This is a genomic window from Nocardia sp. NPDC003963 (assembly GCF_053605105.1).
The window spans coordinates 167,571-194,355 of the sequence record NZ_JBSGIP010000007.1; the positions used below are offsets into that span (position 1 = coordinate 167,571).

General features: G+C 67.6%; 29 protein-coding genes. 12 read left to right on the forward strand and 17 right to left on the reverse strand.

Annotated elements, in window-relative coordinates; all coding sequences use genetic code 11:
• Positions 1-296 precede the first annotated feature (296 nt).
• The 4 genes from ACWEWT_RS16435 to ACWEWT_RS16450 are packed head-to-tail and all read left to right on the forward strand — an operon-like array spanning position 297 to position 3,453.
• Positions 297-878, forward strand: coding sequence for a DUF3558 domain-containing protein (locus tag ACWEWT_RS16435; protein ID WP_452559733.1), 582 nt, complete (start codon positions 297-299; stop codon positions 876-878).
• 60 nt (positions 879-938) lie between these two features.
• The gene (locus ACWEWT_RS16440) at positions 939-1,340 is read left to right on the forward strand and encodes a hypothetical protein (protein WP_452559735.1); all 402 of its coding nucleotides are present in this window, start codon (positions 939-941) and stop codon (positions 1,338-1,340) included.
• A 2-nt stretch (positions 1,341-1,342) separates the two neighbouring features.
• Positions 1,343-2,608, forward strand: coding sequence for a hypothetical protein (locus tag ACWEWT_RS16445; RefSeq protein ID WP_452559737.1), 1,266 nt, complete (start codon positions 1,343-1,345; stop codon positions 2,606-2,608).
• Entirely contained in the window at positions 2,605-3,453 is an 849-nt protein-coding gene (locus ACWEWT_RS16450; RefSeq protein ID WP_452559739.1) for an ESX secretion-associated protein EspG, read from the forward strand. The genes ACWEWT_RS16445 and ACWEWT_RS16450 overlap by 4 nt, the downstream gene beginning before the upstream one ends.
• Before the next feature lie 135 nt (positions 3,454-3,588).
• On the opposite strand, the gene ACWEWT_RS16455 is transcribed toward ACWEWT_RS16450, so the two are convergent.
• The 3 genes from ACWEWT_RS16455 to ACWEWT_RS16465 all read right to left on the reverse strand — a co-directional run bounded on the left by ACWEWT_RS16455 (position 3,589) and on the right by ACWEWT_RS16465 (position 5,808).
• Positions 3,589-3,876: a hypothetical protein gene (locus tag ACWEWT_RS16455; RefSeq protein ID WP_452559741.1), complete on the reverse strand. Its 288-nt coding sequence runs from the start codon at positions 3,874-3,876 to the stop codon at positions 3,589-3,591.
• 25 nt (positions 3,877-3,901) lie between these two features.
• A complete protein-coding gene (locus ACWEWT_RS16460) occupies positions 3,902-5,110 on the reverse strand; it encodes a cytochrome P450 (protein WP_452559743.1) in 1,209 nt (402 codons plus the stop codon).
• A gap of 101 nt (positions 5,111-5,211) precedes the next feature.
• Positions 5,212-5,808 (reverse strand): TetR/AcrR family transcriptional regulator, encoded by a 597-nt coding sequence (locus tag ACWEWT_RS16465; protein ID WP_452559744.1) that lies wholly within the window; start codon positions 5,806-5,808, stop codon positions 5,212-5,214.
• A gap of 144 nt (positions 5,809-5,952) precedes the next feature.
• Here ACWEWT_RS16465 and ACWEWT_RS16470 point away from each other — a divergent pair, with 144 nt between their 5' ends.
• Positions 5,953-6,345 carry a VOC family protein gene (locus tag ACWEWT_RS16470; protein WP_452559746.1) on the forward strand — a complete coding sequence of 131 codons (393 nt, stop codon included), beginning with the start codon at positions 5,953-5,955 and terminating at the stop codon, positions 6,343-6,345.
• 76 nt (positions 6,346-6,421) lie between these two features.
• Here ACWEWT_RS16470 and ACWEWT_RS16475 read toward each other — a convergent pair whose 3' ends face one another.
• Positions 6,422-6,997, reverse strand: coding sequence for an NADAR family protein (locus ACWEWT_RS16475; protein ID WP_452559747.1), 576 nt, complete (start codon positions 6,995-6,997; stop codon positions 6,422-6,424).
• A gap of 237 nt (positions 6,998-7,234) precedes the next feature.
• Positions 7,235-7,792 (reverse strand): Rv3235 family protein, encoded by a 558-nt coding sequence (locus ACWEWT_RS16480; RefSeq protein ID WP_452559749.1) that lies wholly within the window; start codon positions 7,790-7,792, stop codon positions 7,235-7,237.
• A 499-nt stretch (positions 7,793-8,291) separates the two neighbouring features.
• Between ACWEWT_RS16480 and ACWEWT_RS16485 the strand changes: the two genes are divergently transcribed.
• The 3 genes from ACWEWT_RS16485 (at position 8,292) to ACWEWT_RS16495 (ending at position 10,663) form a co-directional block, all read left to right on the forward strand.
• Positions 8,292-8,996, forward strand: a complete 705-nt coding sequence (locus ACWEWT_RS16485) for a metal-dependent hydrolase (protein ID WP_452559751.1) — start codon at positions 8,292-8,294, stop codon at positions 8,994-8,996.
• Between the two features lie 65 nt (positions 8,997-9,061).
• Positions 9,062-9,775, forward strand: coding sequence for a VIT1/CCC1 transporter family protein (locus ACWEWT_RS16490; RefSeq protein ID WP_452559752.1), 714 nt, complete (start codon positions 9,062-9,064; stop codon positions 9,773-9,775).
• Between the two features lie 81 nt (positions 9,776-9,856).
• Entirely contained in the window at positions 9,857-10,663 is an 807-nt protein-coding gene (locus ACWEWT_RS16495; RefSeq protein ID WP_452559753.1) for a hypothetical protein, read from the forward strand.
• Positions 10,664-10,720: 57 nt separating this feature from the next.
• On the opposite strand, the gene ACWEWT_RS16500 is transcribed toward ACWEWT_RS16495, so the two are convergent.
• Both ACWEWT_RS16500 and ACWEWT_RS16505 read right to left on the reverse strand, forming a co-directional pair.
• Positions 10,721-11,770, reverse strand: a complete 1,050-nt coding sequence (locus ACWEWT_RS16500) for an LLM class flavin-dependent oxidoreductase (protein ID WP_452559755.1) — start codon at positions 11,768-11,770, stop codon at positions 10,721-10,723.
• Positions 11,771-11,859: 89 nt separating this feature from the next.
• Positions 11,860-13,152, reverse strand: coding sequence for an MFS transporter (locus tag ACWEWT_RS16505; protein ID WP_452559757.1), 1,293 nt, complete (start codon positions 13,150-13,152; stop codon positions 11,860-11,862).
• A 233-nt stretch (positions 13,153-13,385) separates the two neighbouring features.
• On the opposite strand from ACWEWT_RS16505, the gene ACWEWT_RS16510 reads away from it, so the two are divergent.
• Complete coding sequence (locus ACWEWT_RS16510) at positions 13,386-14,150, forward strand: FadR/GntR family transcriptional regulator (protein ID WP_452559759.1); 765 nt, start codon at positions 13,386-13,388, stop codon at positions 14,148-14,150.
• A 44-nt stretch (positions 14,151-14,194) separates the two neighbouring features.
• On the opposite strand, the gene ACWEWT_RS16515 is transcribed toward ACWEWT_RS16510, so the two are convergent.
• From ACWEWT_RS16515 to ACWEWT_RS16555, 9 genes are all read right to left on the reverse strand, one after another.
• On the reverse strand, positions 14,195-15,148 hold the full coding sequence (locus ACWEWT_RS16515) for an MlaD family protein (RefSeq protein ID WP_452559761.1): 954 nt from the start codon (positions 15,146-15,148) through the stop codon (positions 14,195-14,197).
• Positions 15,145-16,212 (reverse strand): MlaD family protein, encoded by a 1,068-nt coding sequence (locus ACWEWT_RS16520; protein ID WP_452559763.1) that lies wholly within the window; start codon positions 16,210-16,212, stop codon positions 15,145-15,147. Before ACWEWT_RS16520 ends, ACWEWT_RS16515 begins: the two co-directional genes overlap by 4 nt.
• On the reverse strand, positions 16,209-17,309 hold the full coding sequence (locus ACWEWT_RS16525) for an MlaD family protein (protein WP_452559765.1): 1,101 nt from the start codon (positions 17,307-17,309) through the stop codon (positions 16,209-16,211). The genes ACWEWT_RS16520 and ACWEWT_RS16525 overlap by 4 nt, the downstream gene beginning before the upstream one ends.
• Complete coding sequence (locus tag ACWEWT_RS16530) at positions 17,309-18,367, reverse strand: MCE family protein (RefSeq protein WP_452559767.1); 1,059 nt, start codon at positions 18,365-18,367, stop codon at positions 17,309-17,311. The genes ACWEWT_RS16525 and ACWEWT_RS16530 overlap by 1 nt, the downstream gene beginning before the upstream one ends.
• Entirely contained in the window at positions 18,355-19,359 is a 1,005-nt protein-coding gene (locus tag ACWEWT_RS16535; protein WP_452559769.1) for an MlaD family protein, read from the reverse strand. The genes ACWEWT_RS16530 and ACWEWT_RS16535 overlap by 13 nt, the downstream gene beginning before the upstream one ends.
• A complete protein-coding gene (locus ACWEWT_RS16540; RefSeq protein ID WP_452559771.1) occupies positions 19,356-20,348 on the reverse strand; it encodes an MlaD family protein in 993 nt (330 codons plus the stop codon). The genes ACWEWT_RS16535 and ACWEWT_RS16540 overlap by 4 nt, the downstream gene beginning before the upstream one ends.
• A gap of 6 nt (positions 20,349-20,354) precedes the next feature.
• Positions 20,355-21,221: an MlaE family ABC transporter permease gene (locus ACWEWT_RS16545; protein ID WP_452559772.1), complete on the reverse strand. Its 867-nt coding sequence runs from the start codon at positions 21,219-21,221 to the stop codon at positions 20,355-20,357.
• Entirely contained in the window at positions 21,221-22,102 is an 882-nt protein-coding gene (locus ACWEWT_RS16550) for an MlaE family ABC transporter permease (RefSeq protein WP_452559774.1), read from the reverse strand. Before ACWEWT_RS16550 ends, ACWEWT_RS16545 begins: the two co-directional genes overlap by 1 nt.
• Positions 22,103-22,375: 273 nt before the next feature.
• Positions 22,376-22,771 carry a nitroreductase/quinone reductase family protein gene (locus ACWEWT_RS16555; protein WP_452559776.1) on the reverse strand — a complete coding sequence of 132 codons (396 nt, stop codon included), beginning with the start codon at positions 22,769-22,771 and terminating at the stop codon, positions 22,376-22,378.
• 104 nt (positions 22,772-22,875) lie between these two features.
• Between ACWEWT_RS16555 and ACWEWT_RS16560 the strand changes: the two genes are divergently transcribed.
• From ACWEWT_RS16560 to ACWEWT_RS16570, 3 genes are all read left to right on the forward strand, one after another.
• On the forward strand, positions 22,876-23,553 hold the full coding sequence (locus ACWEWT_RS16560) for a phosphate signaling complex PhoU family protein (RefSeq protein ID WP_452559777.1): 678 nt from the start codon (positions 22,876-22,878) through the stop codon (positions 23,551-23,553).
• Positions 23,554-24,131: 578 nt separating this feature from the next.
• The gene (locus ACWEWT_RS16565; RefSeq protein ID WP_452559779.1) at positions 24,132-24,917 is read left to right on the forward strand and encodes an HNH endonuclease family protein; all 786 of its coding nucleotides are present in this window, start codon (positions 24,132-24,134) and stop codon (positions 24,915-24,917) included.
• Between the two features lie 35 nt (positions 24,918-24,952).
• On the forward strand, positions 24,953-25,177 hold the full coding sequence (locus ACWEWT_RS16570; protein WP_452559780.1) for a hypothetical protein: 225 nt from the start codon (positions 24,953-24,955) through the stop codon (positions 25,175-25,177).
• Between the two features lie 195 nt (positions 25,178-25,372).
• Here ACWEWT_RS16570 and ACWEWT_RS16575 read toward each other — a convergent pair whose 3' ends face one another.
• Positions 25,373-26,611, reverse strand: coding sequence for an FAD-dependent oxidoreductase (locus tag ACWEWT_RS16575; protein ID WP_452559782.1), 1,239 nt, complete (start codon positions 26,609-26,611; stop codon positions 25,373-25,375).
• Positions 26,612-26,785 lie beyond the last annotated feature (174 nt).

The following is a 26,785-nucleotide window of genomic DNA, read 5'->3' on the forward strand; positions in this document are numbered from 1 at the left end:
TGCGACTGGAGAGCGCGGCGAAGTCGCTCGGCTCGGCAGCGGGAAATCGGTGTCGGTGGTTCGAGGGCCGGACGCGCCTGCTTTGATCTTCGACCCGCGAGCATGGAACACGTTCACGAACAGCGTGTACCGAATCAGAGATGAGATCCGAGCTCGCGAGGTCGCCGACTCGATCAACTTTCGGGCCCGGAAACCCCGCTGCTCATCCGGATGCCGCGGCAGTGCCGCAGCGACACACCAGCCAGTATGATGAGCCAGGTCCGTGTGGAGGAATCCCACGTATTGGCAGGAGGGGCATGCATACCGCGAAGAAGCGCAGGGCGGGGCTCGCGGGTCACGCAATCCTCGTTCTGGCGGCCATGGGCGCGGCAGCCGGATGCGGAGTCACCGTCGATGGGGAGCCTGCGGTGGAGGAGCAGTCCACGAATAGTGCTGAAGCATCCGTCGAGTGGAACCCGTGCTCGGAACTGTCGGAGGAGTCACTGCGTGCGATGGGGACAGATCCCTCGCAAAAGAACACTACGTTCGACGCCCCAGGTGACCAGGCACTGTTTCGAGTCTGCTCTTGGGATTCAGTCGATGGCCCCTATCACGTAGGTGTTGGTTCGATCAGTTTTTCCCAAGACGAGTGGTATCAGAACACGGAAGTGACCGGCGTCCGCCCACAACAGGTGAACAATCGGTCCGGGTTGACCTTCTACCCGAACGACGGCGAACAGCCGATCCGCCAGTGCTACGTCAGCCTGCCGATGACAGACGGTTCGCTCTTCGTCAACGTCGACTGGGCGTACAGCCAGCGCAGCTCGATGCCGGAATCGCCACCCTGCCAACTGGCGGTTGAGCATGCGCAAAAGCTCGAACCATACCTGCCGAAATAGCGACGGCACGAGCCCGGAGATCCGATCTGGCAGGCATCCAGTTGAATGGGGGTAGACACCGTGGCCCAGCAAGAACAAGACGCCACGCAGGTGGCAGCGCTACAGCAGTGGCAGAATCTGAAGTCTCGAGCCGAGAACGGCGAACTCCGCATGGATACGGCGATAGTGGACAAGCTCAAGGCCCGTTGCGACGGGTTCATCGGCGAGCTGGAAGATATGCTGAACCAGGCCGGCTTCCTCGCCACCCTTTCCGGTTTCGGCACGTTGAGGTCCGCAGAAGCCCTCCAGAACAAGTTCGCAGCAAAGGCCGTCACCGACACCGATTCTGCTTCCAACCGCCTGAAGACGGCGATCGACATTGTCATCTTGATGAAGGAGACCTTCGAGCTCTCCGCAGGGCGAGTCCTGGAAACCGATACGTCCACATCTAGCGCCCTGGGTAATGCCGGGGCCGGAGCTTAACTATGTCCAGTCTCTCTCAGTGGCTCAACCCGATTCTCGATGGATCGAACCAGGCATCGAAGAACAAGTCCGACGACACCACTCGGGCCGAGGATCAGAACACCACCTGGAATCAAGACCGCGCGGCCTTCGGCGGAGAGTGGGCCGGTCTCGTCAGCGAGTTCGGTGGTGAGTTCGCACCGGCCGCCATCCTGGAGAAGGACGGTTTTCCGGCCATGACCCATCAGCAGATCTGGGATGCACTGGCCTCTGTGAATTCGACAGGTATCAACGACTATGCGACCGCCTGGCGAAACCTTACGGACAAGGCCCGCACAGCGAACAAGGAATTCCTCGACGGCGTCAACGCCGACCTGGAAGCCGGTTGGGACGGTCGGTCCGGCACCGCCGCAGTGAACGGCGTCCGCGAATTCTGCACCTCCTTCACCTCCTTGGCCGCGAGTTTCCAGATGGTCGCTCACGGCCTCGACCTGATGGAGGGGCATCTCGCCCAGGCCAAAGCATCCGTCGGCGAACCCGACTCGGTGACCCTCGGTGACAAAGTCATCAACAACCTGCCGTTCGGCGATACCTTCAAGAGCCCGCAGTACCGGGCCGACGAGGCCCAGGAGACCGCCCGCTGGGTGATGACCACCTACTACGAACCCGGCGCCACCGACGTGGACAGCCGAACCCCGGTACTTCCCGAGCCGAAGAAGGCCGTCGACGACGGCAGTGCCCCACCGCAGCAGCCGGTGCAGCCGGGGCCGTCGATACCGCCCGGCCCGGCCTCGCAACCGGAGCCCACCGATACCGGCGACGACCCGCCCACCGGGGACGGTACCGAGGATCCGGGCGGGACCGAGCAGGAGGATCCGCAGGCGACCGAACCGCAGAGTACGACGCCGCAGTCGACCACGCCGGAAACGCCGACATCCCCCGCGCTCACCACCGGTACCCCGACCACCACCTCGCCGGGCAGTCCGTCGGGCACACCGTCCGGAACCCCTTCCGGCACACCGCAGACCACCGTTCCCTTCGTGCCCGGGCAGACTGTGCAGGGTGCGCCGAAGTCTCCCACCGGGGCTCCGGCCGCGGCTTCCACCAGCGCGTCCAATCGAGCCGGGCGAAGCGGTATGCCGGGCATGATGTCGCCGGGGGCGCGTGGGAACAAGGGTGATGAGGACGACGAGCACAAGATTCCCGACTATCTGGTGTACGACCGGGGTAGTGAGCTGCTCGGCACCCAGCCGCCGGCGCTACCGCCGGGCGGAGTGATCGGCGGGTGAACGATTCACAGTGGCGCCTGGACGGGGAGATGTTCGTCCAGGCGGTCCGGGCGTTCGGACGGGACCGGCTGCCGTATCCGATCCGGGTGTTGCCGCTCGGGCCCACCGAGACACCGCCGACGTTCGACGAATACGAGCAGGTCCGGCGGACGGCGGCGCGGCGGCTGGCGGAACTGGCCGACGAGCGGTTGTTCCGCACGCTGGAGACGCTGCTCGAACCCCAGGCGCGTATCGAGGTCCACGGAATGTACGACCGGGGATTCGAACGGGTGGTGCGGATGCACGCGGGTGTACACGGGAAGTCCGCCACACTCGCCGTGCAGGCGCCGGGGGCGACGAAGGACTACGGCGGGGATGTCCTGCTGGAACAGCTACCGGCTCAGCAGTTGGTGCCGCGGATCGTGGCCTACCTGCCGCGCTGCGCGACCGGTGGATACCCCACGGTCCACGGCATGCGCACCGAGATCGGGAAGATCGAATACTCCCGCCACCCCACCCGGATCTCCCGGATCGAGGAGATCAACCGGATCATCCGGCGCCCACGTTCCGGTATCGGTGAGATCGGCGTGTTCGCCGGACCGGCGATCGACTCGCGGCCCACCGGAAACCCGCACGGGTTCCACTGGATGGACTACCTGCCGAAGGACGGCCGGTATCTCCTGATCAACCATACGAAAGAGGAATTCACCCTCACCCCCGGTTCACCGGAGGAGATCACGCGGCGGCTGCAGCAGGCCATCGTGAACGTGCGCCCGTCCGCGTCCGCCCGTCCGGGTGCCCGCACCCGGGACGATTTCGAGGACGACTACCAGCGGGAACGCAACGCGCGCGGCTGGACGACCTGATCCGGCTCATCATCGAAGTGAGTCGCTGCTGCCGAAGCCAGGGCCGGCCACCCCGGGCGCCGGTTTCTGACACCCGTCCAGAATGAGGTTGTCGAGCCCGATTCCGCATTGGGATGTGGTGGAGGTCAGGCAACCTCAGCTGGAAGAGACGGCTTCCTCATAGGCACGAAGTGGTGTTATGACCAGGGCGCGCTGCTCGGCGGTCAACGGGCCCAGCGCGGCGCGCCGACCCCGATCGGCCCCGCCGAGCCAGGCCGCTACCGCCGTTCGATACGAATCGGCGATAACGACGAGGGTTCGCCGCCGGTCGTTGTCGTCGGGACGGCGGTCCAATACTCCTCGGCGGCTGAGGTCGCCGATCATGCCGGTGGCGTCGATCATCGGCGAGCTGGGCGTTTTCGCGGTGCTGCCGGCGGGATTCACCGCCGGGCAATCGTTCCGAGCGCGCTCACCATTCCACAAGAAGCTGTTTCGGGCCGCGTACCAGCAGCCCGGACTTCCACGGGATCTCGTCGAGCGGCTTCGCCAGACGCAGCGACGGGAACCGCTCCAGCAGTGCTTCCAGCGCGACCTGGAGTTCGACCCGCGCCAGTTGCGCCCCCAGGCAGTGGTGCGCGCCGTAGCCGAAGGCCACATGCGGGTTGCGCTGCCGGGTGAGGTCGAGGGATTCGGGGTCCTCGAATACTGCCTCGTCGCGATTGGCGGCCTGGGTGTTCACGAAAACCGCGTCCCCGGCCCGCACGGTGACACCACTGAGCACGACATCCTCGGTGGCCACCCGGGGCTGTCCCGCACCGGCGCCGAGCTGTACGTAGCGTAGGAGTTCCTCGACCGCGCCGGGGATCAGCTCGGGCTCCGCGCGCAGCAACTCCCAGTATTCGCGCTGCGTGAGCAGCGAATAGGTGAAGTTGGCGATCTGGTTGGCGGTCGTCTCGTGGCCCGCGATGAGCAGTCCGACACCGAGATTGACCAGTTCGGGTTCGCTGAGGCGGTCCTCCTCGTCGCGGGCGGCCACCAGCGCGCCGAGCAGATCGTCGGTGTCGGCGGGCCGCTGCCGGCGTTCGGCGACCACCTCGGCGAGGTAGGTCTCCAGAGAATCGCGGGCGCTCTCGATCTGCTCCCGGGTATAGGCCGTGGTCGACAGGATCGCGTCGGAGAAATCGCGGAAGCGGTGCTGATCGTGCGGCGGAACACCGAGCATCTCACAGATCACGGTGACCGGAAGCGGCAGCGCGAAACCCTCCACCAGATCGGCGGGCGCACCGGCGTTCTCGAGCGCGGAGAGCTTCTCGTCCACGATTTCGCGAGTACGCGGGCGCAGCTCCGCGACCCGGCGGCTGGTGAACGCTTTCGCCACCAGTTTCCGCAGCCGGCTGTGCTCGGGCGGGTCCATGCTCAGCAGCGAATCGGGGCGGGCGGGGGCGGGGGTGGCTCGCGGCAGATCTTCCCGGCCGACTGTCGCGGCCCGGCTGAACCTGGGATCGGCGAGGACCAGTTTGACGTCTTCGTAGCGGGTGACCAGCCAGCCCTCCCCGCCGTAGGGCAGTTCGACCCGGCAGACCGGCTCTTCACGGCGCAATTGCGTGAAGAGCGGATCCATATCGAGGCGAACCGGTTCTCCGAAGGGGTACTGGCGTACCTCGGTGTTCACGGTCATAGGTCTCCCTTTCCCGACGCCCGACGGCTGCAATGTGTAAGCGATTGCTTACTTAGGCAGGGTAAGGGTCTTCCGGATGCGGAGTCAACGACGTAGCAGCGTTACACCGGAGGGAATTTCGCGTCGTTGCGTTCCAGCAGCACCCCCGCGGCCCGTAGCACGTGCCCGGCGACCTCCTCCGGATCGGCACTGTGCAGCGGCTCCCGATGCAGCACGGACCGCACCAGGCCGATCCCCAGTAGCCAGGCCAGCAACAGATCCGCGCGCAGCTCCCCGTCGGCATCGTCGGTGAGCGTCGACAGCGCCCGGATGTACTCCTCCCCCAGTTCCCGGCGGATCACCGACGCGCCTTCCTCGTGCCCACTGGACCGTAATGCGGCCTGTAACCAATTCCCCGGTGAGACAGACTCGTTCGGCTCCAGCGCCCGCTCCAGCAACCGGGACAGCAGCGCGTCCACGGGTCCGGCATCGAGCACCGAACGCCCGCGATCGGTCATCGTCGCGCGGAACAGTTCGTCCTTGTTACCGAAATACCGGAACAGCAGCGCCTGATTCACCCCGGCCCGGGTGGCGATATCACGCACGGTGGCGCGCTCGTACCCACGTTCGGCGAACAACTCCTGCGCCGCCGCCAGAATCGCGGCCCGCGTGGCCGAGGCATCCCGCCGACGTCCCACCGGCTCGTTCTCGCTGACCATGCATCCTCCGCTCGCCGCCATTTGGAAGAGCAGCGTAAGGCACACCGGATCGGACAAAGCGGGCGCCCAGCAACGTCCCCGCACACCGGCCGGGCAGAACATACCCTGGACGCGAGCCGGGCCGGGCTCTACGCTCGGGTCACCATGCCGGAACTCCTCGGGATCAACCATCTGACGCTGGCCACGACGGACCTGGACCAGCTCGTGGCGTACTACACCGGAGTGCTGGGGGCACGTCTGGCCTTCGAGCGGCCCGCGACCGCCACCGATCCGCGCATCACGGTCCTGGACGTCGGTGGCGCCGACCACCTGGCGATCGTCGAGACCACGGCCGGGCCGACCACCGACCTCGACCCGCTCGGCCGCGCCGGCTGGGGGTTGCGGCTGGCGACCTACGCCCAGCTGTGCGAGGTACGCGAACGGATCATGGGCGCCGGGCTCCCGGCGGGTCCGATCGAAACGCTCCCCACCCAGTGGACGATGACGGCCTACGACCCGGACGGACGTCCGGTCGATATCCGCGCCCACCGGCCCTGAACCACCGACCGCCCGGCTCTGTCGGCAGTTGCCTCAGGAGCGGGCGGGCGCCGCCCCGAGGTCCGTCCGGTCCCGGCTACCCGGCCACCTGTCCGTTCGGCGATCCACGCAGCACCGCTCGGGCCTCCATCAGCGCGAACCCGAGCAGGTTCGATCCCCGCCACTGCGCGGGATCCGCCGCGCGCGGATCGTCGGCCGCCAGCCCTATCCCCCAGATCCGGTCCATCGGACTGGCCTCCACGAGCACCCGGTCCCCGGTGTTCAGCAGGAAGCGCCGAAGTTCCTCGTGCTGACCGAACTTCGCGATACTCCCCGCGACGACGATCCCGAATCGGTGCATCTCCCACAGCGCATCGTCGAAGCCGGCGATCCGGCGCCCCAGCGCCTTGGCCGCTCCCGGGCTGTCGGCCGCCAGCACCTGCGCGCCGATCACGGCGTCGTCGAACAGATTCGCCTTCCGCCACATCATGTAATGCTCGGCAGTCGGAAAGACCGAGCCGTCGATGGTGAATTCCGCCGGCCACCACTGGCTCAGGCAACCCGCGCCGACAGTTCCGTCCGGACGGGGACGGTGGCCCCAGAACGGCAGGTACTTCACTGGATCACCGTCTGCCACCACGGCGAGCAACTCACCGACACTCCGGACCGTCATCCCGTCGACTCTGCCGGAGATATCGACGGAACGCACCCGGTTTCACCGCGATCGGCCGAAGTCGAGCCGAGCTCGGGTGGGCGATCCCCGCAGCCCCGGTCCGGCGGCCGCCCGGTCCGTACGGGATCTCGGGCACTCGCGATATCCCGGTCGCGCATCCGCATTCGATACCGGGTCGTCGAATCGTCCGGGTTCCACACCTGATCCGCAGGTCACGGTGGTCGCAGCGCGCGTAGGTCACATAACGCGCAGCGCGGTCATCTTCCAGGGCGTCGTGGGGCCGCGTTCGATACGTCCCGCGACCACGAACCGCCGCGAGCCCCGCTGGTAGGTGGCCATCAGCTCGGCTCCCCGCTCCTCGACCTGGAGCAATCGCACGGGGCCGAGCACGGCCGAACCGAGTGTCCGGCCGGGCGCGTGATCACCCGCCACCAGGGAACCGACCGCGCACACCAGACCGGGTGCGCACAGCGCATTCAGTTGCGCGACCGGACGCCGGCGATCCAGCACCTCGAGCAGGATCCGGATCGCGGTCGTGGCGAAGGCCCGGGCACCGGCGGGCTCCGCACGCCGAGCCGCGGCGTGGTCCGCCCGCTGGGCAGTGGCGTGGCCCGCACGCCGGCCACGCCGGAGTCCGGCCGGGGCACTGTGGTTGCGCCGGAGCGCTTTCCGGTCCGGGCGGGCGGCGCAGGCAGAGGTGGATACGGCCCGGTGCGGGCCGGGGTGCACCGGACCGGTGTCGTGGATCGGATCTTCTCCCTGCGGCTCGACGGCTTCGCGGACCTTCACCTGCACGGCCGTGCCTCCCCATCGCGGGGCGAGGGAAGAGTCCGGCGCTGCCGACGGCTCGCTGCGCGCCCCCGCGTGAACCGGTTTCCCGGGATCCGGTGGCGGCAGGACCGCGGCCGCCGTGCTCGCCGCCGACCGGGCACGGCCCGGTGGGTACCCGCGCATATCCGGCGAGACTGCGCAGTTACGCGCGCACGTCCGGAGCACCGGCGGCTCGTAGGCCGGCGCCCGATGGAGAACCGGCTGGAAATCAACCATTTTCGAAGCCCCCCTCGAAGAAACGGACCGCCCCACGACGATCCGACCGGGCCAGCATCGCAGCTCGGCGCGCGGCAGTACAGACGAACATCGGATCTCGCACCGGAACACCGGTCGGCACGGCGTGTTCCGGCGAGGGAGCGCAGTCGGCGAGTCGTGCCCGTGACCGACGAGATCCGACCTGTCGGGATCGATTGCTAACTTTGACCGTTACCGTTCGTCCGCTTTTCAGATACCGGGAGAGTCAGTGCTCGGCCATTCCCACGCCACCAGTGGAGCCCTCGCGTTCGTCACCGCTGCCACCGTCGTCCCGCCCACCGTGCTGGAGTTCGTCCAAGGACCGGTGCAGATCAGTGCGCTGGAACTCGTCCTGGGGGCCTTCATCACGGCGGGGGCCGCGCTGCTCCCCGATATCGACCATCCCAACAGCACTATCGCGCAATCACTGGGGCCGGTGAGCAATACGCTCGCGAAAGGGGTATCGGCGGTGGCCGGTGGGCACCGCAAAGGGACGCACGGCGTGTTGTTCGTCCTGCTCGCCGGATGGGCGACCTGGGCCGGAGTGCACTATCTGGGCCGGTACTTCACGCTCGGTGTGGTGTTCGTGATGCTCGCCTTCGGGTTGCGGGCGCTGCACCTGACGCCGAAGGGGGATTCCTTCCGGGCCTACGGCCTGTGCATCCTGCTGGCGGGCGCGGGCACTGTTCTGATGGACCGCTGGCTACCGGATTCGCCCTACTGGCTACCGTTCGCGATCGGGCTGGGCGCGCTGATCCATATCGTCGGCGACTGTCTCACCGACCGGGGCTGCCCGCTGTTGTGGCCGCTGAAGCCCAAACTGACGCTTCCGGTCATCTCCCGGACAGGGAACAAGGTGGAGACCTGGGTGCTGACGCCGTTGATGGGTCTGGTCACCATCGGCCTGCTGTACATCTACGCGGTGCCCAACTAGACCGTGCGGGAACATACGAGCGGCCGGCCTGTCCGCACCGGCGATTGTTCGCATAGTGTGCGGCTATGACCGAGGCGGCGGAGAACGAATACCTCCCGCAGACCGGGCTGGCGGCGAAACTCAATTGGCTGCGGGCCGGTGTGCTGGGTGCCAATGACGGGATCGTATCGACCGCGGGGCTCGTCGTCGGGGTCGCGGCCGCTTCCTCGGATACCGACGCCATCCTCACGGCGGGGATCGCGGGGATCAGCGCGGGCGCCATCTCCATGGCGGTCGGTGAGTACGTCTCGGTGAGCACCCAGCGGGATACGGAGAAAGCCCTGCTCGCACAGGAGAGTATGGAACTGGAGCAGGATCCCGACGACGAACTGAACGAACTCACCGCGATCTATCACGCGAAGGGCCTATCGGCCGAAACCGCGCGAAAGGTGGCCGAGGAGCTCACGGCCTACGACGCGTTCGCCGCGCACGCGGAGGCCGAACTGGGTCTGAATCCCGATGAGCTGACCAATCCGTGGCATGCCGCGTTGTCCTCGGCGATCTCCTTCACCGTCGGCGCGCTGCTGCCGCTGCTGGCGATCCTGCTGCCGCCGACCTCGGCCCGCATCCCGGTCACCATGGTCGCGGTCCTGCTCGCCCTGGCGCTCACCGGTTCGATCAGCGCCGGACTCGGCGGTAGCAGCCGGCCACGTGCGATGGCACGGGTGGTGATCGGCGGCGCCCTGGCGATGGCCGTCACCTATGGGATCGGTCAGCTCGCGGACGTCGCCGGTATCTGAAGTGCCATGAATTCTGTTGCCGGAGTGACATTCTTGTGAAGTGAACCAGCGCCGAGTCGCATCTTTTGCTCTACTTGGCGGGTGAGCTCTCTTTTCGCCGTATTGCCCGCGTCCGGGATCGAATCGGCCGCCCGGGCATACGAGCGTTACCAGTCCCTGGCCGGTGCACCCGAACCGACCCCGCCCGCGCAGCCGGTGGGTGTCGTCTGCACATTGATCCACCGTTCCGGGACCGGATTGCGGGTGTACCGGCGCCCCGACGCCCGCGGGGCACTGCTGGAGGCCACTGTCGACGACAGATTCGATTGCCTGCGCGCACTGCTCGCCCTCACCGCGGACCGTGATCTGGCCGTACTGGATGTCGCGACCCGCCGCTTCTACAACCCGCGCGGAGCCGCCCGGGTACCGGTGACCACGGGCGATTTCCGGCTCCCCTACCTCACCGAGAGCATTCTCGACGAGATCCTCGAAACGCCTCCGGACCCGCGCGACCCGGCGCTGAAGGTGATCCGCGCCCCCATGTGCCATATCCGCGCACGCCGACTACCGGAGGACATATTCGAATTGGAGCATCGCGATCTGGACGCGTTCTTCCAGCTCTACACCGATGACGCGACCCTGGTGCGCAAAACCATCTGGGCCTGGGCCACCGGTGACCCGTGGTGGCAGCAGGCCATCGCCTGGCAACCGATCGACGCCCCGGATCCGCGCCGCCGCCCCCCACCCGAGGACGATATCGATTCCGTACTGGCCGAACTGCGGCAGATGGCCGAGGAGACACCCTTCGAACTCGGCGCGCTGGACCTGATCTCGGCGCTGGGCGATGTCGATTCCCAGGCCCAGGCCATTCTCGACCGCGCGGACAGCGACAGCCCCGAGCGTCCCTGAGCAGTCCGGACGATCCGCCGGGACGGTGGGAAACCGGGCGCCCGCGATCCCGGTGGGTCAGCTCGTAGCGATCTCGGTGAATGCCTCGCGGAACCGCTCGGTTCCGTCGGCGCCGGTGAATCGGCCGATGTCGTAGAGGATCACGTGTTCGCAACCGGCCCGGTGGTACTCGTCCAGGCGTCGGCGCACCTCGGCGGGTGAACCGTGCAGGACCGCTTGTTCGACGATTTCGTCGGGGATCCGCCGGAGCAGCATCTCGGCGTCCGCGGCGGGGATCTCCTGCGGGATATAGCCGTGTTCCAGCGGATAGCGTGCGCCGGCTGCCTCGAATGCGGAGCGGCCGCGATAGAGCGCGACCCCACGGACGGTGGGATGGTCGAGAAGGGCCCGGCTCTCCGCGCGGGTACCCGCCAGCGCGGTCCAGACGAACAGCAGCGGTTTGATCGAACGCGGTTCGCGGCCGGCCGCCTTCGCGTGGCGCCGGAGCAGGCCGAGCTTCTCCGCGTAGTCGGCGGGCGTGAGGGAGGACGGGATCCAGCCGTCACCGTAGCGAGCGGTGAGTTCGAGCATCCGGGGCCCGTGCGCGGCGATATAGAGGTCGTAACCGGTGCGCTGCGCGACCGGAAGGTCGGCCTCCGGCCACGCTGCGCCCGGGGTCCGGAGCGCGTGGAGTTGTTCGACGGCGGGCCGCACATGGTGCAACCGCCCGGTCCGCTCCCTGCTCTGGTGCAGGCCGAAGGGACGCAGCTGGCCGGGGTCGCCCGCTCCGATACCGAGCTTCAGGCGGCGGTCACCCAGCCGGCCGATGGTGCTCGCGGTATGCGCTAGAGATACGCTCGTACGCCGGATCGGATCGGTCACGGCGACTCCGATATCCACCCGGCGGGTGGTGGCGGCCCCGGCGGCCAACACAGTCAGCGCCTCCAGCGTGTGGTGCGGGTCGGCGAGGACAGGACTGGGGGCACCGCGCGGGTACCAGCCCTGGAGATGGTCGATGATCCAGGCAGCGGTGGCCGCCGAGTTCTGGTCGGCCCAGCGGATATCGTCGAGCGGGTCGGCGTCGGGGTGGATGGCGATCGGGGCGCCGAAGGTCAGCGGTTCCGTCATGGTGGTTTCCTCGAGGTGGTGAGCCGGGACGGTCCGGCCGCGCGAGCGGCTACTGCGCGGCGCTCGCGACGGGCGGGAAGTGGGCTCGGTCAGGTGGTGGACGGCGTCGCGGCCGGTGCTGGTCCCGCACGATCCGGAGCATCCGGATCGGTGTCCGGCGGTAGTTCGCGCATCGCCAGGGTCGCGAGGAACGAGATGATCCCGAACCCCGTCATGAAGCCCGCGACGGCGTACCAGCTGCCCGTCACCCCCAGGAACGAGGTGGCGATCAGCGGGGAGAATCCGCTGCCCACCACCGTGCCCAAGCTGTATCCGACGGCCATCCCCGAGTACCTGATCCGAGCCGGGAAGACGTGCGCGAAGAAGGCGGGCATCGTTCCGTAGGTGGCACAGTAGGGAATGAAGAGCAGAACGAAGCCGGCGAACATGACAAGTGTGTCGGCGGAAGCCAGCATCGGGAACCACAGCCACGGCAGTATCGCCATACCCACGATGCCGGCCAGGTAGACCGGTTTGCGGTCGAACCGGTCCGAGAGCCAGCCGAACAGGGGGACGCCCACGATCGCCACCACGGTGACTCCGGTGACGAGTTCCAGGGTGGTGGAGCGGTCGACGCCGAGGTGCTGAGCGCCGTAGGACAGCGAGAACACAGTCGCCACATAGAACGTCGCGCCGGCCGACAGGTACGACAGGGCGAGTAGAACGACCGAGCGCCAATGCTCGACCAGCACGGTGCGCAGCGGCTGTTCCGGGATCCGGTTCTCGTGTGACACGGCCTGGAACTCCGGACTTTCGCTGATGGTGACCCGGATGGACATACCGATCGCGATGAGTACCGCGCTGGCCCAGAACGGGACCCGCCAACCCCAGGTCCGGAACGCGTCATCGGGCAGATAGGACAGCAGCAGGAAGACCAGTGAGGCGAGCAGCAGACCCCAGCTCGCGCCGGTGTTGATCAAACTGCCGAAGAAGCCGCGCCGGGAGGGTCTGGTGTGCTCGATGCTCATCAGCACCGCGCCGCTGTATTCGCCACCCAGCGAAATGCCCTGGACTATCCGCAGCACCACGAGGATCACCGGGGCCAGTACGCCGATGGTGTGGTAGGTGGGCAGACAACCGATGACCACTGTGGCAGCACCCATCATGCTCAGCGAGACGACGAGCAGTTTCTTACGGCCGAGGCGGTCGCCGAAATGACCGAAGATCGCCGCGCCGACCGGTCGCGCCAGGAAGGCGAGTGCGAAGCTGGAGAGTGCCAGCAGGGTCCCGACCAGCGGATCGGCACTGGGAAAGAACAATTCGCCGAAGATCAGCGCCGATGCCGTGCCGTAGATGTAGAACTCGTACCACTCGATCACGGTGCCGGCGAGGCCGGCGGCCACGACACGTTTCGATTGTGCGGATGCGGGAGGAGTTGTCGCCATGGTGGATCTGCCGTTTCTCGAGCCGTGGAAGCCGGTCGACACGCCGTTGTGCTCTGGAGCCCGGGCGTGGAGCGCCGGTCCGGGGGGCCGGAAGGCCCAACTTGTCTCCTGTTCGAACAAGTGACAAGTGGGATGCTAAGCTCGATCCGGCAAGTTGGCAACCGGTGGGCGTTCGAGCAGAGGGACACAGGATGGAGTTATCGGCGGCATTCTCGACCTCGCTGTCGCGGCGGCCGCTCCCGGAACTCATCGCGGAGCGAATCGTGGCCGCGATCGCGGCCGGTGTGTTCACACCCGGCGACCGTCTGCCGTCCGAACCCGAGCTGGCCAGGCAGATGAGTGTCGGCCGGGGCTCGTTGCGCGAAGCGCTGGCGAAACTGCAGGATGCCGGGATCGTGGAAATCGTCCGGGGGCGCGGCGCCTTCGTCCGCGAGCCCGTCGGCGACGACTCGCGCCTTCGTTTCGCGGTATGGAGCCGGGCCGAGAGCGCCCAGGTGACCCAGCTGCTGGAAGCGCGGATCGGGCTGGAGTCCACGGCGGCCGGCCTCGCCTGCGAACGAGCCGGAACCCTCGACTCCGAAGCACTGGCGACGGCCTGTGCCGAACACGAAAAAGCACACCGGGCGGGCGATCTCACCGCCATGGTGGAAACCGACGAGCATTTCCACAATGTGCTCGTCGCCTGCGCGCACAACGAGGTCGTGAGCGATCTCTACCGCACACTGGTCCCCGGGCTCAAGGAGTTCCGGCAACAGCTGCTCTCCCGGGAGGGAGCCGAACGACGGTCCACCCACGATCATGCGCGGATCGTGGCCGCCGTGGCCGACAGGGATCACAGCGCGGCGCGTAAAGGTGTGGTCGCCCATCTCTGGCCGATGTATGTCGAGGTGGTGGCCGCGGCGACCGGCGGCGGCAAGAATCCGGGCTACGAGGGCGCGGAAATATTCGTGGACTGATCCGCGGCGCACGCCGGTCCGGGGGCGGGCACCCGCCGCCCGGGTTATTTGACCCCTACCCGCAGGCGCACCGAATCGTCGGTGGTGCTCTGCAGGGCCTGCCCGAGGAGACTGCCGATATCGAGCGGCGGCGCGGCGGAGCTCAGGGCGTCGGTGAGGGGCACCAGCCCCGGTTGCAGTGCGGCCAATTCGGGTCCGGCCTCGTCGAGGAACGCGCGCAGGCGTTGCAGCAGCGGCACCAGACCACCGTCGGCCAGGTACATCTCCGGTGATCTCTCGGCGCCGGTGAATCTCCCCACCGCCTCGACGAAATCGTCCAGTACCTCGGCAAATCGGGTGAATTCGGTGGCCGCGGCCGAGGTGGCCGGGCCCGACCAGTCGCTGTCGGCGGCGGTCTCGAAATTGTCGAGCAGTTCGGCGATACGCGGTTCCCGGGACATGATCGTCGCCGCGAGCAGATCCGCGGCGCGGGTGAGTTCGGGCAGGGCCGCGTCGGTGCCGTGCAGGGCATCGCGCAGCGTCCGCACCAGCGATCCCATGGTGGCCGGGTCGAGCTGGTTCATGGTCCGGGTGACCATCCGCGCGGCCTCCGGGATGGACAGCGGGCTGTGGATATCCTCCGATTCCAGCCGCTGGCCGTCCCGCAGATACGGGCCGGCTCCGGTCTTGGGGGCGAACTGTATGTACGGCTCCCCCAGCGCGGACAGATGTTCGACGGTGACGACACTGTCGGTGGACAGCCGATGCGAATCGTCGACCCGGAAGCCGACTTCCACCCCGTCGGCGATACGGTCCAGCGAGGTCACCCGACCCACTTCGATACCGGTGAGCAGGACCGGCGAACCGACCCCGAGGCCGCCGGAGTCGGCGAGGACCAGGGAGGCGTTCACATAGTCGGTGAACGGGTCCGCGCGCACCACACCGAAGGTCAGATAGCTCGCGCCGAGCACACTGATGGCCGCGATCCCACCCAGGGACGCCAGTGAACCGATTTTCATCGCACGGCTCCGATCATGCGCAGGGTTTCGATGATCCGGTTCACCTGGTCGTCGGTGGACAGCCGATCTCCGGCGTGTACCGACCGGACGTTCACCCGGGGCCCGTTCTCCACGAAGGGGATGACCTTGTCTCGCAGCAGCGCGACCAGCAGGTTCAGATTCGAGGGTTGCCGCAGGTCGAGTGGGCCACCGGTCGCCAGCGGGATGAACGCCGCCGCGGCCGCGCCGCCGGATTGCGCCAGCGGCGCCAGCCAGGACAGCGACTGCCCGACCGGGCCCAGCCCGCTGAAGATCTCGGTGACCCCGGCGATGGATTCGGTGGCGGCGTTCATCTGCCGCACCGATTCGGGCCGCAGGATATTGTCCAGCTCGTCCTGGATACCGTGCATCACCTCGGCATTGGACGCGACACCGTTGAGCAGCAGGTCGACCTGGTCCAGATGGGCCGCCAGATCGACCGCGTCGGTGGCCAGCACCTGGGCGATCCGCTTCGTTTCGGCCGGATCCCGGGGCAGTACCGAATTGACGCGGGAGACGATGTCCTGCAACTGGCCGACCGCCCCGCTGTTCACGAAGAACGCGATCGCGGCCATGGTGTCCTCGAGTTGGACCGGCGGCCGGGTGTGGTCGCGGGTTATGGTGTCGCCCGGGCGCAACAGGGTCGGGTAACCGTCGGGCGGGGTGGTCAGCGCGATGTGGATATCACCGAGGACGGTGTTCTGCCGCAGTTCGGCGATGGTGCTGGCCGGTAATTCGACCGAATCCTGGACCTCGATATCGACGACCACGTATCCCTGGTTCGTGGCATCGCCGGGCACGACCTCGACCCGGTCCACAGTGCCGATCTGGGCGCCGTTGGCGATCACCTTCGCCCGCGCGGGCAGGTTCAGCACATTGGTGAACTCGATCCGCAGCCGGTAGCTGTCCCCGGCGACCATCGCCCCCGGGACCGGGATATCGGAGGGGTCGAACGCGCAGCCCGAAATACCCAGGGCCGCCGCCAGCCCGCATGCGGCCAGCCCGCGCCGCAACCGGGTGAGATCGACTGTCACGCGCGCGGTCATCGAGCACCCACCGATCCCAGCACCAGCTGCGTCAGATCCAGATCGACCATGCCGTCGGCCGCGCCCGCGCACCGGCCGGGCGATACCGCGTTCACCGCCGCGCACACCTGCTCGGCGTTCGCCTGCGGAACGGCGACGCGGGGCGGGGCGTAGGTGAGTCCGGGCGCCCCGGTCGCCGGATCGGTGATCGTCCGGAATGCCGAGACCAGTACCGGAGTGGTGCGCACGATCTCGCCGAGCGAGCCGACATTCGCACGCAGCAGTTTCACCAACGGGACCAGCCCGTCCAGTGACGCCATCAGCGGATCGGACAGGATGACCGTGAGATCGTTCAGCACCGGCAGGATCTCGCTCAGCCCGTCGAACAACGCGATACCGGGGGTGAGCAGTTCGCTGTGTGCCTGATTCAAAGTCGGCGCCAACCGGGTCAGCATCAGCTTCAGATCACCCCAGTGCTCGGCGACCTTGTTCGATACCGACGCGTAGGCGTCGAAGATTCCGGCGAGATGGGCGATATCGGCATCCGGGGATTCCAGGACCCGGCCCAGCTGATCGATCAGGTGATTGATCTGGGGTCCGGTGCCGGCCGAGGCCGCGTCGAGTGCGTCCAGCCCACCGGCCAGCGCGTTCGGCCGGTCTCCGGTACCGCCGATCCGATCGGACAGTTCCGCCAGCGCGGTGACGGTCTGGGTCAGGCTCTTGGGCGTGAGGGTTTTGGTCACGCACTGCCCCGGATCCCATTCCTCGGTGGATTTCCCGCTGGACAGCACCGCCAGCTCCCGGTCGGCGACTACGGTGTTGGAGACGGTGGTGGCACCGGAGTCGGCGTAGAGCGGATGGTCGGCGTCTACCTCGAAATCCACGCGCACCTTCGCGCCCGCCGGGGCGATACCGGTGACGGAACCGACGGCGATACCGCGCATCGACACCTGATTGCCCTGGTAGAGACCGATGCTGTCGGGCATGATCGCGCAGTACGCGCGGGTCTGTTTCATCGGTTCGAAGGCGATCACATACGCCGCGGCCACGGCCAGTACCAGCACCGCCGCCCCGGCGATCGACATGAGACCCGGCGATCCGAGCATCCGTTTCAGCATCAGCACGCCTTCCCGGGAAGCGGAATACACACGACCGCACCGGGCGCGGTCACCGTGGTCCCCGACCGATCGATCCGCACCCCGCCGTCCGGACCGACCAGCTCACGCAGTTTCGTGCTCAGGCTCTGCGCCGAGACGATCATCGGCTCCAGCCCGCGGCCGTATTCCTCGAATCGCGGCAGCGCGTCGGCGAGTTGCCGGACCCTGGGCTGCAGGGTGTCGTCCCAGGCCGGGGCCAGCGCGCTCACCCGCTGCACGACCGAACTCAGCAGCGCCAGCGCCTGCTTCAGTTCGGCGCGTTTGTCCAGCAGTACGGTCTCCATCAGATTGACGTTGTCCATCAACCGGCCCAGATCGGTTTTCGCGCCGTCGTACATGGTGACGTACTCGTCGGCGGTGGCGATGGCATTCGAGACCTGGCTGCGCTGGCGTTCGATGGCATCCAGGTAGCTGCCGACCGTATCCAGCACGCTGCGCAGCGATTCCGGTGCGGCGTCGATCGAGGTGTCGAGCGCGGCGAGGTTGCGGCGCAGGGTATCGCCGTCGGTTTCGCGCAGTGGCGCGGTGGCGTCCTGGAAGGTCTCCATCAGGCTGTAGGGCAGCCGGACCCGGTCGGCGGGAATCGGCTCGTCGCCCAGTTCTTCGCCGCCCGCCGGGAAGAGCGCCACGTAGTGGCCGCCGACCAGGGTCAGCATCCGGATATCGAGGGAGCTGCGGTCACCGACGAAAACGTCACGGTCGACGGTGAAGGTCATGGTCACCCGATCCGGTTCCAGCTCCAGCGATTTCACCTCGCCCACCGGCACGCCGGCCAAGCGCACATCGTCACCGGGTTTGACCGACTGCGCCTCGCTGAGTTCGGCGGTGTAGGTCCGCTTACCCAGCGGCACCACGTACAGCGCCCCGACCGCGACCGCCAACGCGGCCACCGCGCACACTCCGATAACCCCCAGCCGCAACTGTTTGCGCATTTTCGTGGGTTCGTCGGTGATCGGCTGATCGCGGTCGAACCAGCGGTTCAGCGCGGCCGCCCACTGCGTGAGGTTCACCCGTTGCATATCGCCACCTGCTGTCCGCCGATCAGCACCCGCACCGGTGCCGGCACTTCGGCCGCGCCCTTACTGCACTCCGGCCGGAATCCCACCGCCGTCCGCGGGAACGAGGTGTCCACGGCGGCCAGTAGGCCGGGCAGCCGGCCGAACACCTCGACGGCCTGCTGCGGGTCGGGGAACAGGTTCCGGATCATGGCATCGATTTCGGGGCCGGACTCCGGCCTCAGTCCCGCCGCGGCCAGTAGCCGGTCCACGGGTTCGAGCACCGAGGGCGCGCTCATCGCGAAATCGGCCAGCCCGCCGACATTGCGTTGCAGCGCCTGGAAGATATCGGTGAGCCGGGCCAGCAGCGGCACCAGGTGGTAGAGCCGGCCGCCCACTCGTTCGGACAGATCGGACATGTTCCGGACCAGCGTGCCGATCACCTGCTGGCGGTCCCCCACGTATTCGCTCAGCGTGCCGATGGCGTCCAGGGCCGGGCCGATACCGGCGCCGTCGCCCTCGATCACCGCGAGCAGGCTCTCGGTGAGCTGGTTGACGGCCTCCGGCGACAGAGTCGCCAGCACCGGTTGCAGACCGTTGAACAGGCTCGTCACATCGAAGGACGGGACGGTCTGCTCCGGTCCGATGGTGGCCCCGGCGGCGAGCCGGACGCCGGCGTTCGGCTGCTGCTGCAGGTCGATATACCGCTGGCCGGTGAGGTTCTGATAGCGGATGGCCAGCGTGCTGTTGTCGTAGACGGGGGTGTCGGTGGTGACGGTCAGCCGGACCTCCGCCCGGTCGCCCGCCAGCGTCACGGCCTCGACCTTGCCGACCTGGACCCCGAACATCCGCACATCGTCGCCGGTCTTCAGACCGTTGGCGTCGGTGAAGAGGGCGTGGTGGGTTTCGGTCTCGCCGTCGACGGGTCGTTCGATGGCACCGATCACCAGGGCGAGCACCAGCGCCATCACTCCCGCGAACAGGGCCAGCCGCCAGGCGGCGCCGCGCGCTGTCATCGCGCACCTCCCAGTTCCACATCCACCTCGAGTACCGGGCCGTCCGGGCCGTCCCGGAACGCGAGCCCGAGCCGGGTGAGCAGGGTGCGCAGATCGGCAGCCGACTGCTGCGGGTCCGGTACGGCCAGAGCCAGGAGGTTCAGGGTCGGCGCGAGCGAATCGGTGTACCCGGACAGTTGACCGGCGCTGTGCGCGGTGGCGGCCAGGGCCGGCAGGATATCGCCGGTGAGCGCCGCGACCCCCGCGTCGTAGTCGGCACGATCGGTGCGCAATACGTCGATATCGACGATCTGGTCGAGTACCTCGATGGTGGCGCCGGCGAACTGGCCGCCGCCCTCGAACGCCGGACCCAGCCGCCCGACGAGTTCGTTCGCGGGCATCGACTGGTGGTCGGCGATCACCCGGCCGGCGGTGATCAGCGCCTCGGCCAGCGGGGCGAACGCCTTGACATCGGCGGCGGCCTGCGAGATAACCATGGCCATATCGGGGGTGAATACAGTGTCGCCGGTCTGCGAGAGGCTGCGCAGCAGCGCGCCCATGGTCGCGTCGTACACATCAGCGGCGCGCCGGCCGGTCAGATCGACCACCGCGCCGGATTCCAGCGGGGCGCCGCCGGCACCCGGGCGCAGTTCGATCTCGCTGATACCGAACAGGTTGGCGGGCGCGTAGTCGATCATCATGCTGTCGTCGATCCCGTGTATCCGGTCCCGGTCCAGTGTCAGCCCGATCTCCTGGGTGCCCCGTCCGGCGGGCGCGATATCGGTGACCGCACCGACCCGGACCCCGTCGATCCGCACCAGCGTGCCCGCGACGACTCCGTCACCGATCTGCTCGGTCCGCAATGCGATGCGCAATCCGTCGTCCGCGGTCAGTGCCCGGTACCCGTAACCGGCCAGGGCGAGCACCACCAGCACCACGAGCACGACCGCGCCGACCCGCCGCGCGCTGCGCGGATCGGCGGCGACCCCGGGCATTCCGTACTTCGGCATCTCTCCCTATCCCGTGAAGCTGATCGCCGCGTCGAAGCCCCACAGCACGAGGGTCAGCACCATATCGATGGCGATGATGGCGACGAAACTGGCGCGGACGGCGCGGCCGGAGGCGATACCGACACCCTCGGGTCCACCGGTCGCGAAGAAGCCGTAGTAGCTGTGCACGCAGATCACCACGGTGCCGAATACCGCGACCTTCACCGTGGCCGCGATGATGTCGAATCCGGCGATGAACTGGAAGAAGTAGTGGTCGTAGACCCCGGCGGACTGGCCGTGCACCAGGGTGATCAGCCCGCGACAGGCGAAGTACGAACCGATCAGCGCGATCAGGAAGGTCGGCACGATGGCGATCGCCCCGGCGATGACGCGGGTGGTCACGACGAACGGCACCGACCGCAATCCCAGCGCCTCGATGGCGTCGATCTCCTCGGAGATACGCATGGCCCCGATCTCCGCGGTGATCCGGCAGCCCGCCTGCGCGGCGAAACCGACCGCCGCGGCGATAGGGGCCAGTTCCCGGGTGGTCGCGAAGGCGGAGACGATTCCGGTGACCGGGCCCATCCCCAGCATGTCGAGGGTGGCGAAGGATTCGACGCCGATCGACGCCCCGATCACCAGGCCCAGCACGATCATCATGGGCACTGTGCCGCCGCCGACGATGATCGAACCGCGGCCCCAGGTCATATCGGTGATGACGCGCAGGGTCTCGGCGCGGTACCGGCGCAGGGCCAGCGGTATCGAGGACAGCACCTGCCAGCAGAACACCACCACGAAACCCAGTGAGTCCACCGCCCCCAGGACGCGGCTCCCGCGCCGGAAGTAGCGCGCGAGGAAACCGAGCCCCTTCGGGGCGTACGAGGTCGCCGCCATCACGCCAGCCTGGTGGGCAGGAACATGGTGGTCACCTGGGTCATCGCCAGATTGACGATCACGATCGACACCACCGACAGCACCACGGCCGCGTTCACCGCGTCGGCGACACCGCGCGGTCCGCCCTTGGCCTCGAGACCGCGCTGGCAGGCGATCACCACGACCAGGAAGCCGAAGACCAGCGCCTTGAGCAGGGATACCCATACGTCGGCGGCGGTGGTGAAGGAGCCGAAGGTCGCCCAGTAGGAACCGGGCGTCACCCCCTGACCGCCGATCGCGACCAGGTATCCGGCGATGACACCGACGAAGATCACCAGGATATTGAGCAGCGGCGCGACCAGCAGCATCGCCACCATGCGGGGAATCACCAGCCGGTGCACCGGGCTGATACCCATCGTGTGCAGGGCGTCGATCTCCTCGCGGATGGTGCGCGCACCGAGGTCGGCGGCGATGGCGGCCGCGCCCGCGCCGCCGAGCAGGAAGCCGGTCGCCATGGGTGCGCCCTGTTTGATGACGCCGAGACCGCCGGTGGCGCCGAGCAGCGAATCGGCCCCGAGATTGTGGATGAGATTGCCGACCTGCACCGAGACGATCACCCCGAACGGGATCGCCATCAGGATCGCCGGGAAAGCGGTGACCGTGACCAGCCGCCACGCCTGAACCAGCATCTCCTGCCACTGGAACCGGTTGCGCACCAGATCCGAGGCCGCGCCGCCGACCGATTCCCGAGCGATCCCCACCGCGCGACCGAAGGTACGCAGCGAGGACACCACGGTGCCCGAGAAATTCCGCTGAACGATTTCCCGCGCGGACGGCTTTCGCGCGAGTTGGGCGGAATTGTCCACGGGATCGATCGCCGCGGTCCGGGACTCGGAGTTCATGGCCGAGATCCAGGTACCGCTCTCGCGGGACGGATTGTTGCGAAATTCATGCGTGTGATCTCTCCGGTCCGGCATCGATGCCAACGGAGAGGAAGCTAATCGTTACTCGAGGTGACGGACAAATCCGCGACGGTGTGACAGTGCGCACGACATATGGCCGCGATGTATCAATTTCCGGTATTCATGCGAGCGGTCACCGCGATATTCCGTAAGAATTAGAACATGTTTCACCGAATTTTCCGGTGCGTTCCACACGAATATCCCCGGCCTGTTTCAGCCGTCCAGATCGACGCGAATCGTCAGCAGGTCGGTGCCCATCACCCGCACCACGGCACTGTTGCCACGCGGTAGCGAAGCCAGCCTGCCCACCGCGTCGTCCGCGGGGAGCGGATGCGCGGTTCCCGAATACCATTCGCCGCCCAATCGGACCCGGACCCGGGCGTCCGCGCGAATATTGCGCACATAGTCCGAGCGGTCGCCGAACTCGGAGACGAACCAGAACTCGTTCCCGGTCCGCCGGCCGCCGACCGGCACGACCCGCGGTATCCCACTGACCCGTCCGGTCGTCTCCAGCAACTGCTGCGCCGGTCGCTTCCGGTTCAGCGGATTGGCCACATACCGCTGGAAAGTGGTGACAATGCGATGTTTCATACGCCGCATATCGATCATGTGGCGACGGTAACACCGGCGCGTCCGACGCGCCCGGAATCAACCGGCCGGGGGAATCGTCGGTTCATTCGACCGAAGCGCGTGCCATGGGTGACAATTCCCCCGTGCGAACTCAGTTCACCAACGAGCTCGTCGCGTTGACCGCGGATCTGACGCAGATGTGCCGCATCACCCATGAAGCGGCCGAACGTGTGACCGATGCCGTCGTCGGGGCCGACCTCGCCGCGACCTACGAGGTCTTCGCTCTCGACGAGCGCCTACAGGCGATGTACGGCGCCTGCGAGGCGCGTACCGTCGTCCTGCTCGCACTACAGGCACCGGTCGCCCGCGATCTACGCCATGTGGTGACCGCGATCCAGATCGCCGGTGAACTGTCCCGGATCGGCCGGCTGTTCAGCCACGTGGCCGATCAGGTGTATCAGACCCATCCCGACCCGATCGCCCCAGCGCCCGTACTCGGCGTCCTGGCGCAAATGGCGAGTCTTACCGCGGAATGCACCGCGCGAGCCCAGCGTGCCGTCACCCGCGGCCGGCACACCCCCGCCGACGACACCGGCGCCGCGGCCATGCAGACCCTGAACCTGGAACTGCACAATGCGCTGTCGGCGACCGAGGGCACATCCACCGAAACCGCGATCACGCTCGCGCTGATCGGCCACAAACTGTTGCGCACGCTGGACCACACCGAACGTATCGAGCGGTTGATCCACTTCCTGGACACCGGGATCCCGCCGACCGCCCAGCTCCCCGCCGACGACGAGGCCGCCGAACTCGCGGAATGACCCGGCATCCGGGGCCGCCGGCCGACCCCGGGGCCCGATTCGTCCCAATCATGGGAATTGCCTATGCTTTTCACCTGACGGCGGATCGGCATACACCCGGAGTCGGGACATACGCCATCTACCGGACACCTACACTTTCATACCGATAGACCGGCCGGAGCGATCCGGCCCCAGTACGTCACGGCGAGCGCACACCGGTGCGGAAACAACCACGGGTCTCCCCCTCATCAAGCCCCGCGGTGCGTCGCGGTCACCGGTCCGGACAACCGGCCCGCGGCCCGCACCGGCCTATACAGCTCTCGCTCGTGACAAGCCCGCCCCCGAGTCGGCGCCGGCACGGCGACTCGGGGGCGGTGCCCTTTCCGAACGGAACAGGAATACCCCGCGCGCCCACCGGGTACCCCGGGACAGGTATGCCGAATCTCACACCGGACAGTAGCTTTCGGTTAGCTGACCGGCCGGTAGCTTGACGCTCGGCACATTCCGGTACCTCGGCAAGGAATTTTGTTGAAGCGCACAGCAAATGAATACGAACAGGGCTCAGCGCCCATCGCCCATCGATCCACGGAGGTCCGGCGATGAACTCGCTGCTGTCCGCTCTCCCCGCCCCGGCCCGCAAGTTCGCCGCCTTCGTCGTGCCCGTACTGATCGCGGCAGCCCTGGTCGCCGGCTTCGTGCTCGAGGGCTGTAGCAGCCCGACCGATCCCGCTGCCGGCGCCGCGAAATCGGTCTCCGGCAGCGCCGCCGATATCCGGTCCGCGCTCGACCAGCTGCCGGTGAAGAGCGAGATCGCGATGGCCGGATACAGCCGGGAGAAGTTCCCGCACTGGGACAACAACGAGGCCGAACACGGTTTCGGCCCGGAGTTCGCCCAGTACAGCAAGTGCACCACCCGCGAAGTGATGATGCTGCGCGATGCCACCGGCGACGTCAGCCTCGATCCGAAGACCTGCGATCTGAAGATCGGCCAGGGTGGCGGCTGGCAGGACGCCTACGGCGTCATGGACAACAAGACCGGGAAGCTGAAGCCGTACAAGTTCATCGCCGAGGCCAAATCGGTCGACGCCGAGCACATCGTCCCACTCGCCGAGGCCTGGCGATCGGGTGCGAAGGATCTCGACACCGATACGCGGCGCCGGATCGCCAACGACGCGCTGAACCTCATCGCCTCCGATCCGTCGGCCAACCGCTCCAAGGGCGATCAGGACGCCGCACACTATCTGCCACCGGGAAGTTTCCGGTGTGGCTATATCTCCCATTACGTCCAGGTCAAGCTAAAGTACGGCCTGAGCGTGGACCCAGAGGAACAGACCGCACTGCGCACCGCGGTGGACGACTGCGTCGAACGGGGTGAGTTCAAATAGCCGAAGTCATCGAGCTACCCGAAGCGGCATCGGTGATGACCCGGGAAGCCGGGACCATCTCCGGCGATCTCGATATCACCCTCGATCCCGAGGGGTTCGGTCTCGTCCGCTATCGGGAGACCGAGGACTGGTACACGATAGGCAATCTGGACGACGACGAACCGCGCACCTGGCAGACCGGTGCGGAATTGGTGGAAGCGATCACGAAGGGAATCGGTGCCCGCGACGCCGCGGGCAACACGATTCCCTTCGAATGCTGAATCCGGCGGCGGGATCGAGGTCCCTCGGTCCCGCCCCGGACTCGCACCGGACATGAGCGCGAACCGGTTCACCGAAGCCGCCGGCGGGCACATCACCCGGACGTCCGGCTCACGCCTCCAGCGGAGAACGGTGGGAAGGGGGCCACCCTGCCCGCCGGTCCCGGCGCCAGCTCCGGGATCACGCCGGCTTCTGCGTCACACCCGCTTCAACCGGCCCGCGTCAGGGGCCGACCCAGAATTCGCCGCGATACGTACCGGCTCGTCCCAGTCGATCCGGTAGCGGTGTTCGCCCGCGAGGGTCTTCTCCGGGTTCATCACCGTGCGCGCCATGATCGGCATGATCACCTGCATCACTCGGCGGGCCACCGGCCCCGGGGTCTTGCTGTGGTTGATCTTCGCGGCACGTGCGGCCACCCCTTCCACCCGTGGCCGGCGCAGCTGCTCGTAGGCGGCGAACGCGGCGGCGGGATCCGGGATATCGCGCAGACAGCGCGCCAGCTGGACCGCACTCTCGATCGCCAGTGACGCCCCCTGGCCGGAGCTGTTCGACGGCGCGTGCACGGCATCCCCGACCAGCACCATCCGGTCGCGGTGCCAGTGCGGAACGGGCGGCATGATGTGCAGCGCGCCGACGACCTCGAGCTGTTCCGGAGTGGTCGCCCGGGCCAGCTGCCCGCCGGGCGTGTCGTCACCGTAGGTCTCCCGCAGGATCTCCAGCCACCGTTCGGCCGGTACCTGCCGGGCGTCCGACAGCGAGAGATACTCCTTGCTGGGCAGATTCGCACCCCAGCTGATCCGGCCCGGCCCGGCGGGCCAGTACAGGTAGTACGCCCGGGCACCGTAGGCGAAGACCATGGTCTCCGGTTCGGTATCGACCGGGCAGTCGACGGTCGCCCCGAAACCGAGCATCCCGGTGAAATCCGGCCCCGGGGCGTCCGGATCGATCAAACGGCGCACTGCCGACCGGATACCGTCAGCGCCCACCAGCACATCCGCCGTGGCGGTGGTGCCGTCGGCGAACCGCGCGCGGACCCCGTCCGCTGTCTGCTCGGCCGCGACGAGGCGCTTGTCGAATTCGACCGGCACCCCGGCTGCCACCGCCCGCTCGTACAGCACCCGGTGCAGTTCGCTGCGCTCCACCAGTTGCAGCGGCGGTTGATCACCCAGCGTGGGCATGGGCAACGTCTTCGGGCCGACCGACAGCGCCATCCGCGGCACCGGTACCGCGATATCGCGGACAGCGTCCCCGGCACCGATCACATCCAGGGCCGCGACCCCGTTGGGTGCCAGAGCCAAACCGCTGCCGATGGTGTGGGCCGGGCCCGGGTAGGACTCGTAGACGCGGGCCTCGATACCCGCTTTTCGCAATGCGGTGGCCGCCACGGGCCCCGCGATACCGCCGCCGATCACCAGCGCGGTCTCGATTCCGGACATGGGTGTACTCCTCAGGAGGTCGATTCGGATTCACAACCGAACCGCCCCGGCGTTCCACCACCCGGTTATCCTGTGTTCTGCCAAACTCGTGGCCGGGTGTGCGTTCGCGCGGGCACGGTCCGAGACGGTAACCCGAGCTCGATGGTGGTGTTGCCGCACCTCCATCGAGCCCGG

Bases quoted from the DNA above. Each gene is read 5' to 3' on its own strand.
- ACWEWT_RS16570 (WP_452559780.1), top strand. From the start codon at position 24,953: ATGACCCGGGAAGCCGGGACCATCTCCGGCGATCTCGATATCACCCTC.
- ACWEWT_RS16540 (WP_452559771.1), bottom strand. From the start codon at position 20,348: ATGCCGAAGTACGGAATGCCCGGGGTCGCCGCCGATCCGCGCAGCGCG.
- ACWEWT_RS16550 (WP_452559774.1), bottom strand. From the start codon at position 22,102: ATGAACTCCGAGTCCCGGACCGCGGCGATCGATCCCGTGGACAATTCC.
- ACWEWT_RS16525 (WP_452559765.1), bottom strand. From the start codon at position 17,309: ATGCTGAAACGGATGCTCGGATCGCCGGGTCTCATGTCGATCGCCGGG.
- ACWEWT_RS16475 (WP_452559747.1), bottom strand. From the start codon at position 6,997: ATGACGGTCCGGAGTGTCGGTGAGTTGCTCGCCGTGGTGGCAGACGGT.
- ACWEWT_RS16535 (WP_452559769.1), bottom strand. From the start codon at position 19,359: ATGACAGCGCGCGGCGCCGCCTGGCGGCTGGCCCTGTTCGCGGGAGTG.
- ACWEWT_RS16515 (WP_452559761.1), bottom strand. From the start codon at position 15,148: ATGAAAATCGGTTCACTGGCGTCCCTGGGTGGGATCGCGGCCATCAGT.
- ACWEWT_RS16445 (WP_452559737.1), top strand. From the start codon at position 1,343: ATGTCCAGTCTCTCTCAGTGGCTCAACCCGATTCTCGATGGATCGAAC.
- ACWEWT_RS16520 (WP_452559763.1), bottom strand. From the start codon at position 16,212: ATGACCGCGCGCGTGACAGTCGATCTCACCCGGTTGCGGCGCGGGCTG.
- ACWEWT_RS16510 (WP_452559759.1), top strand. From the start codon at position 13,386: ATGGAGTTATCGGCGGCATTCTCGACCTCGCTGTCGCGGCGGCCGCTC.
- ACWEWT_RS16575 (WP_452559782.1), bottom strand. From the start codon at position 26,611: ATGTCCGGAATCGAGACCGCGCTGGTGATCGGCGGCGGTATCGCGGGG.
- ACWEWT_RS16465 (WP_452559744.1), bottom strand. From the start codon at position 5,808: ATGGTCAGCGAGAACGAGCCGGTGGGACGTCGGCGGGATGCCTCGGCC.
- ACWEWT_RS16470 (WP_452559746.1), top strand. From the start codon at position 5,953: ATGCCGGAACTCCTCGGGATCAACCATCTGACGCTGGCCACGACGGAC.
- ACWEWT_RS16435 (WP_452559733.1), top strand. From the start codon at position 297: ATGCATACCGCGAAGAAGCGCAGGGCGGGGCTCGCGGGTCACGCAATC.
- ACWEWT_RS16530 (WP_452559767.1), bottom strand. From the start codon at position 18,367: ATGCAACGGGTGAACCTCACGCAGTGGGCGGCCGCGCTGAACCGCTGG.
- ACWEWT_RS16500 (WP_452559755.1), bottom strand. From the start codon at position 11,770: ATGACGGAACCGCTGACCTTCGGCGCCCCGATCGCCATCCACCCCGAC.
- ACWEWT_RS16565 (WP_452559779.1), top strand. From the start codon at position 24,132: ATGAACTCGCTGCTGTCCGCTCTCCCCGCCCCGGCCCGCAAGTTCGCC.
- ACWEWT_RS16545 (WP_452559772.1), bottom strand. From the start codon at position 21,221: ATGGCGGCGACCTCGTACGCCCCGAAGGGGCTCGGTTTCCTCGCGCGC.
- ACWEWT_RS16490 (WP_452559752.1), top strand. From the start codon at position 9,062: ATGACCGAGGCGGCGGAGAACGAATACCTCCCGCAGACCGGGCTGGCG.
- ACWEWT_RS16555 (WP_452559776.1), bottom strand. From the start codon at position 22,771: ATGATCGATATGCGGCGTATGAAACATCGCATTGTCACCACTTTCCAG.
- ACWEWT_RS16460 (WP_452559743.1), bottom strand. From the start codon at position 5,110: ATGACCGTGAACACCGAGGTACGCCAGTACCCCTTCGGAGAACCGGTT.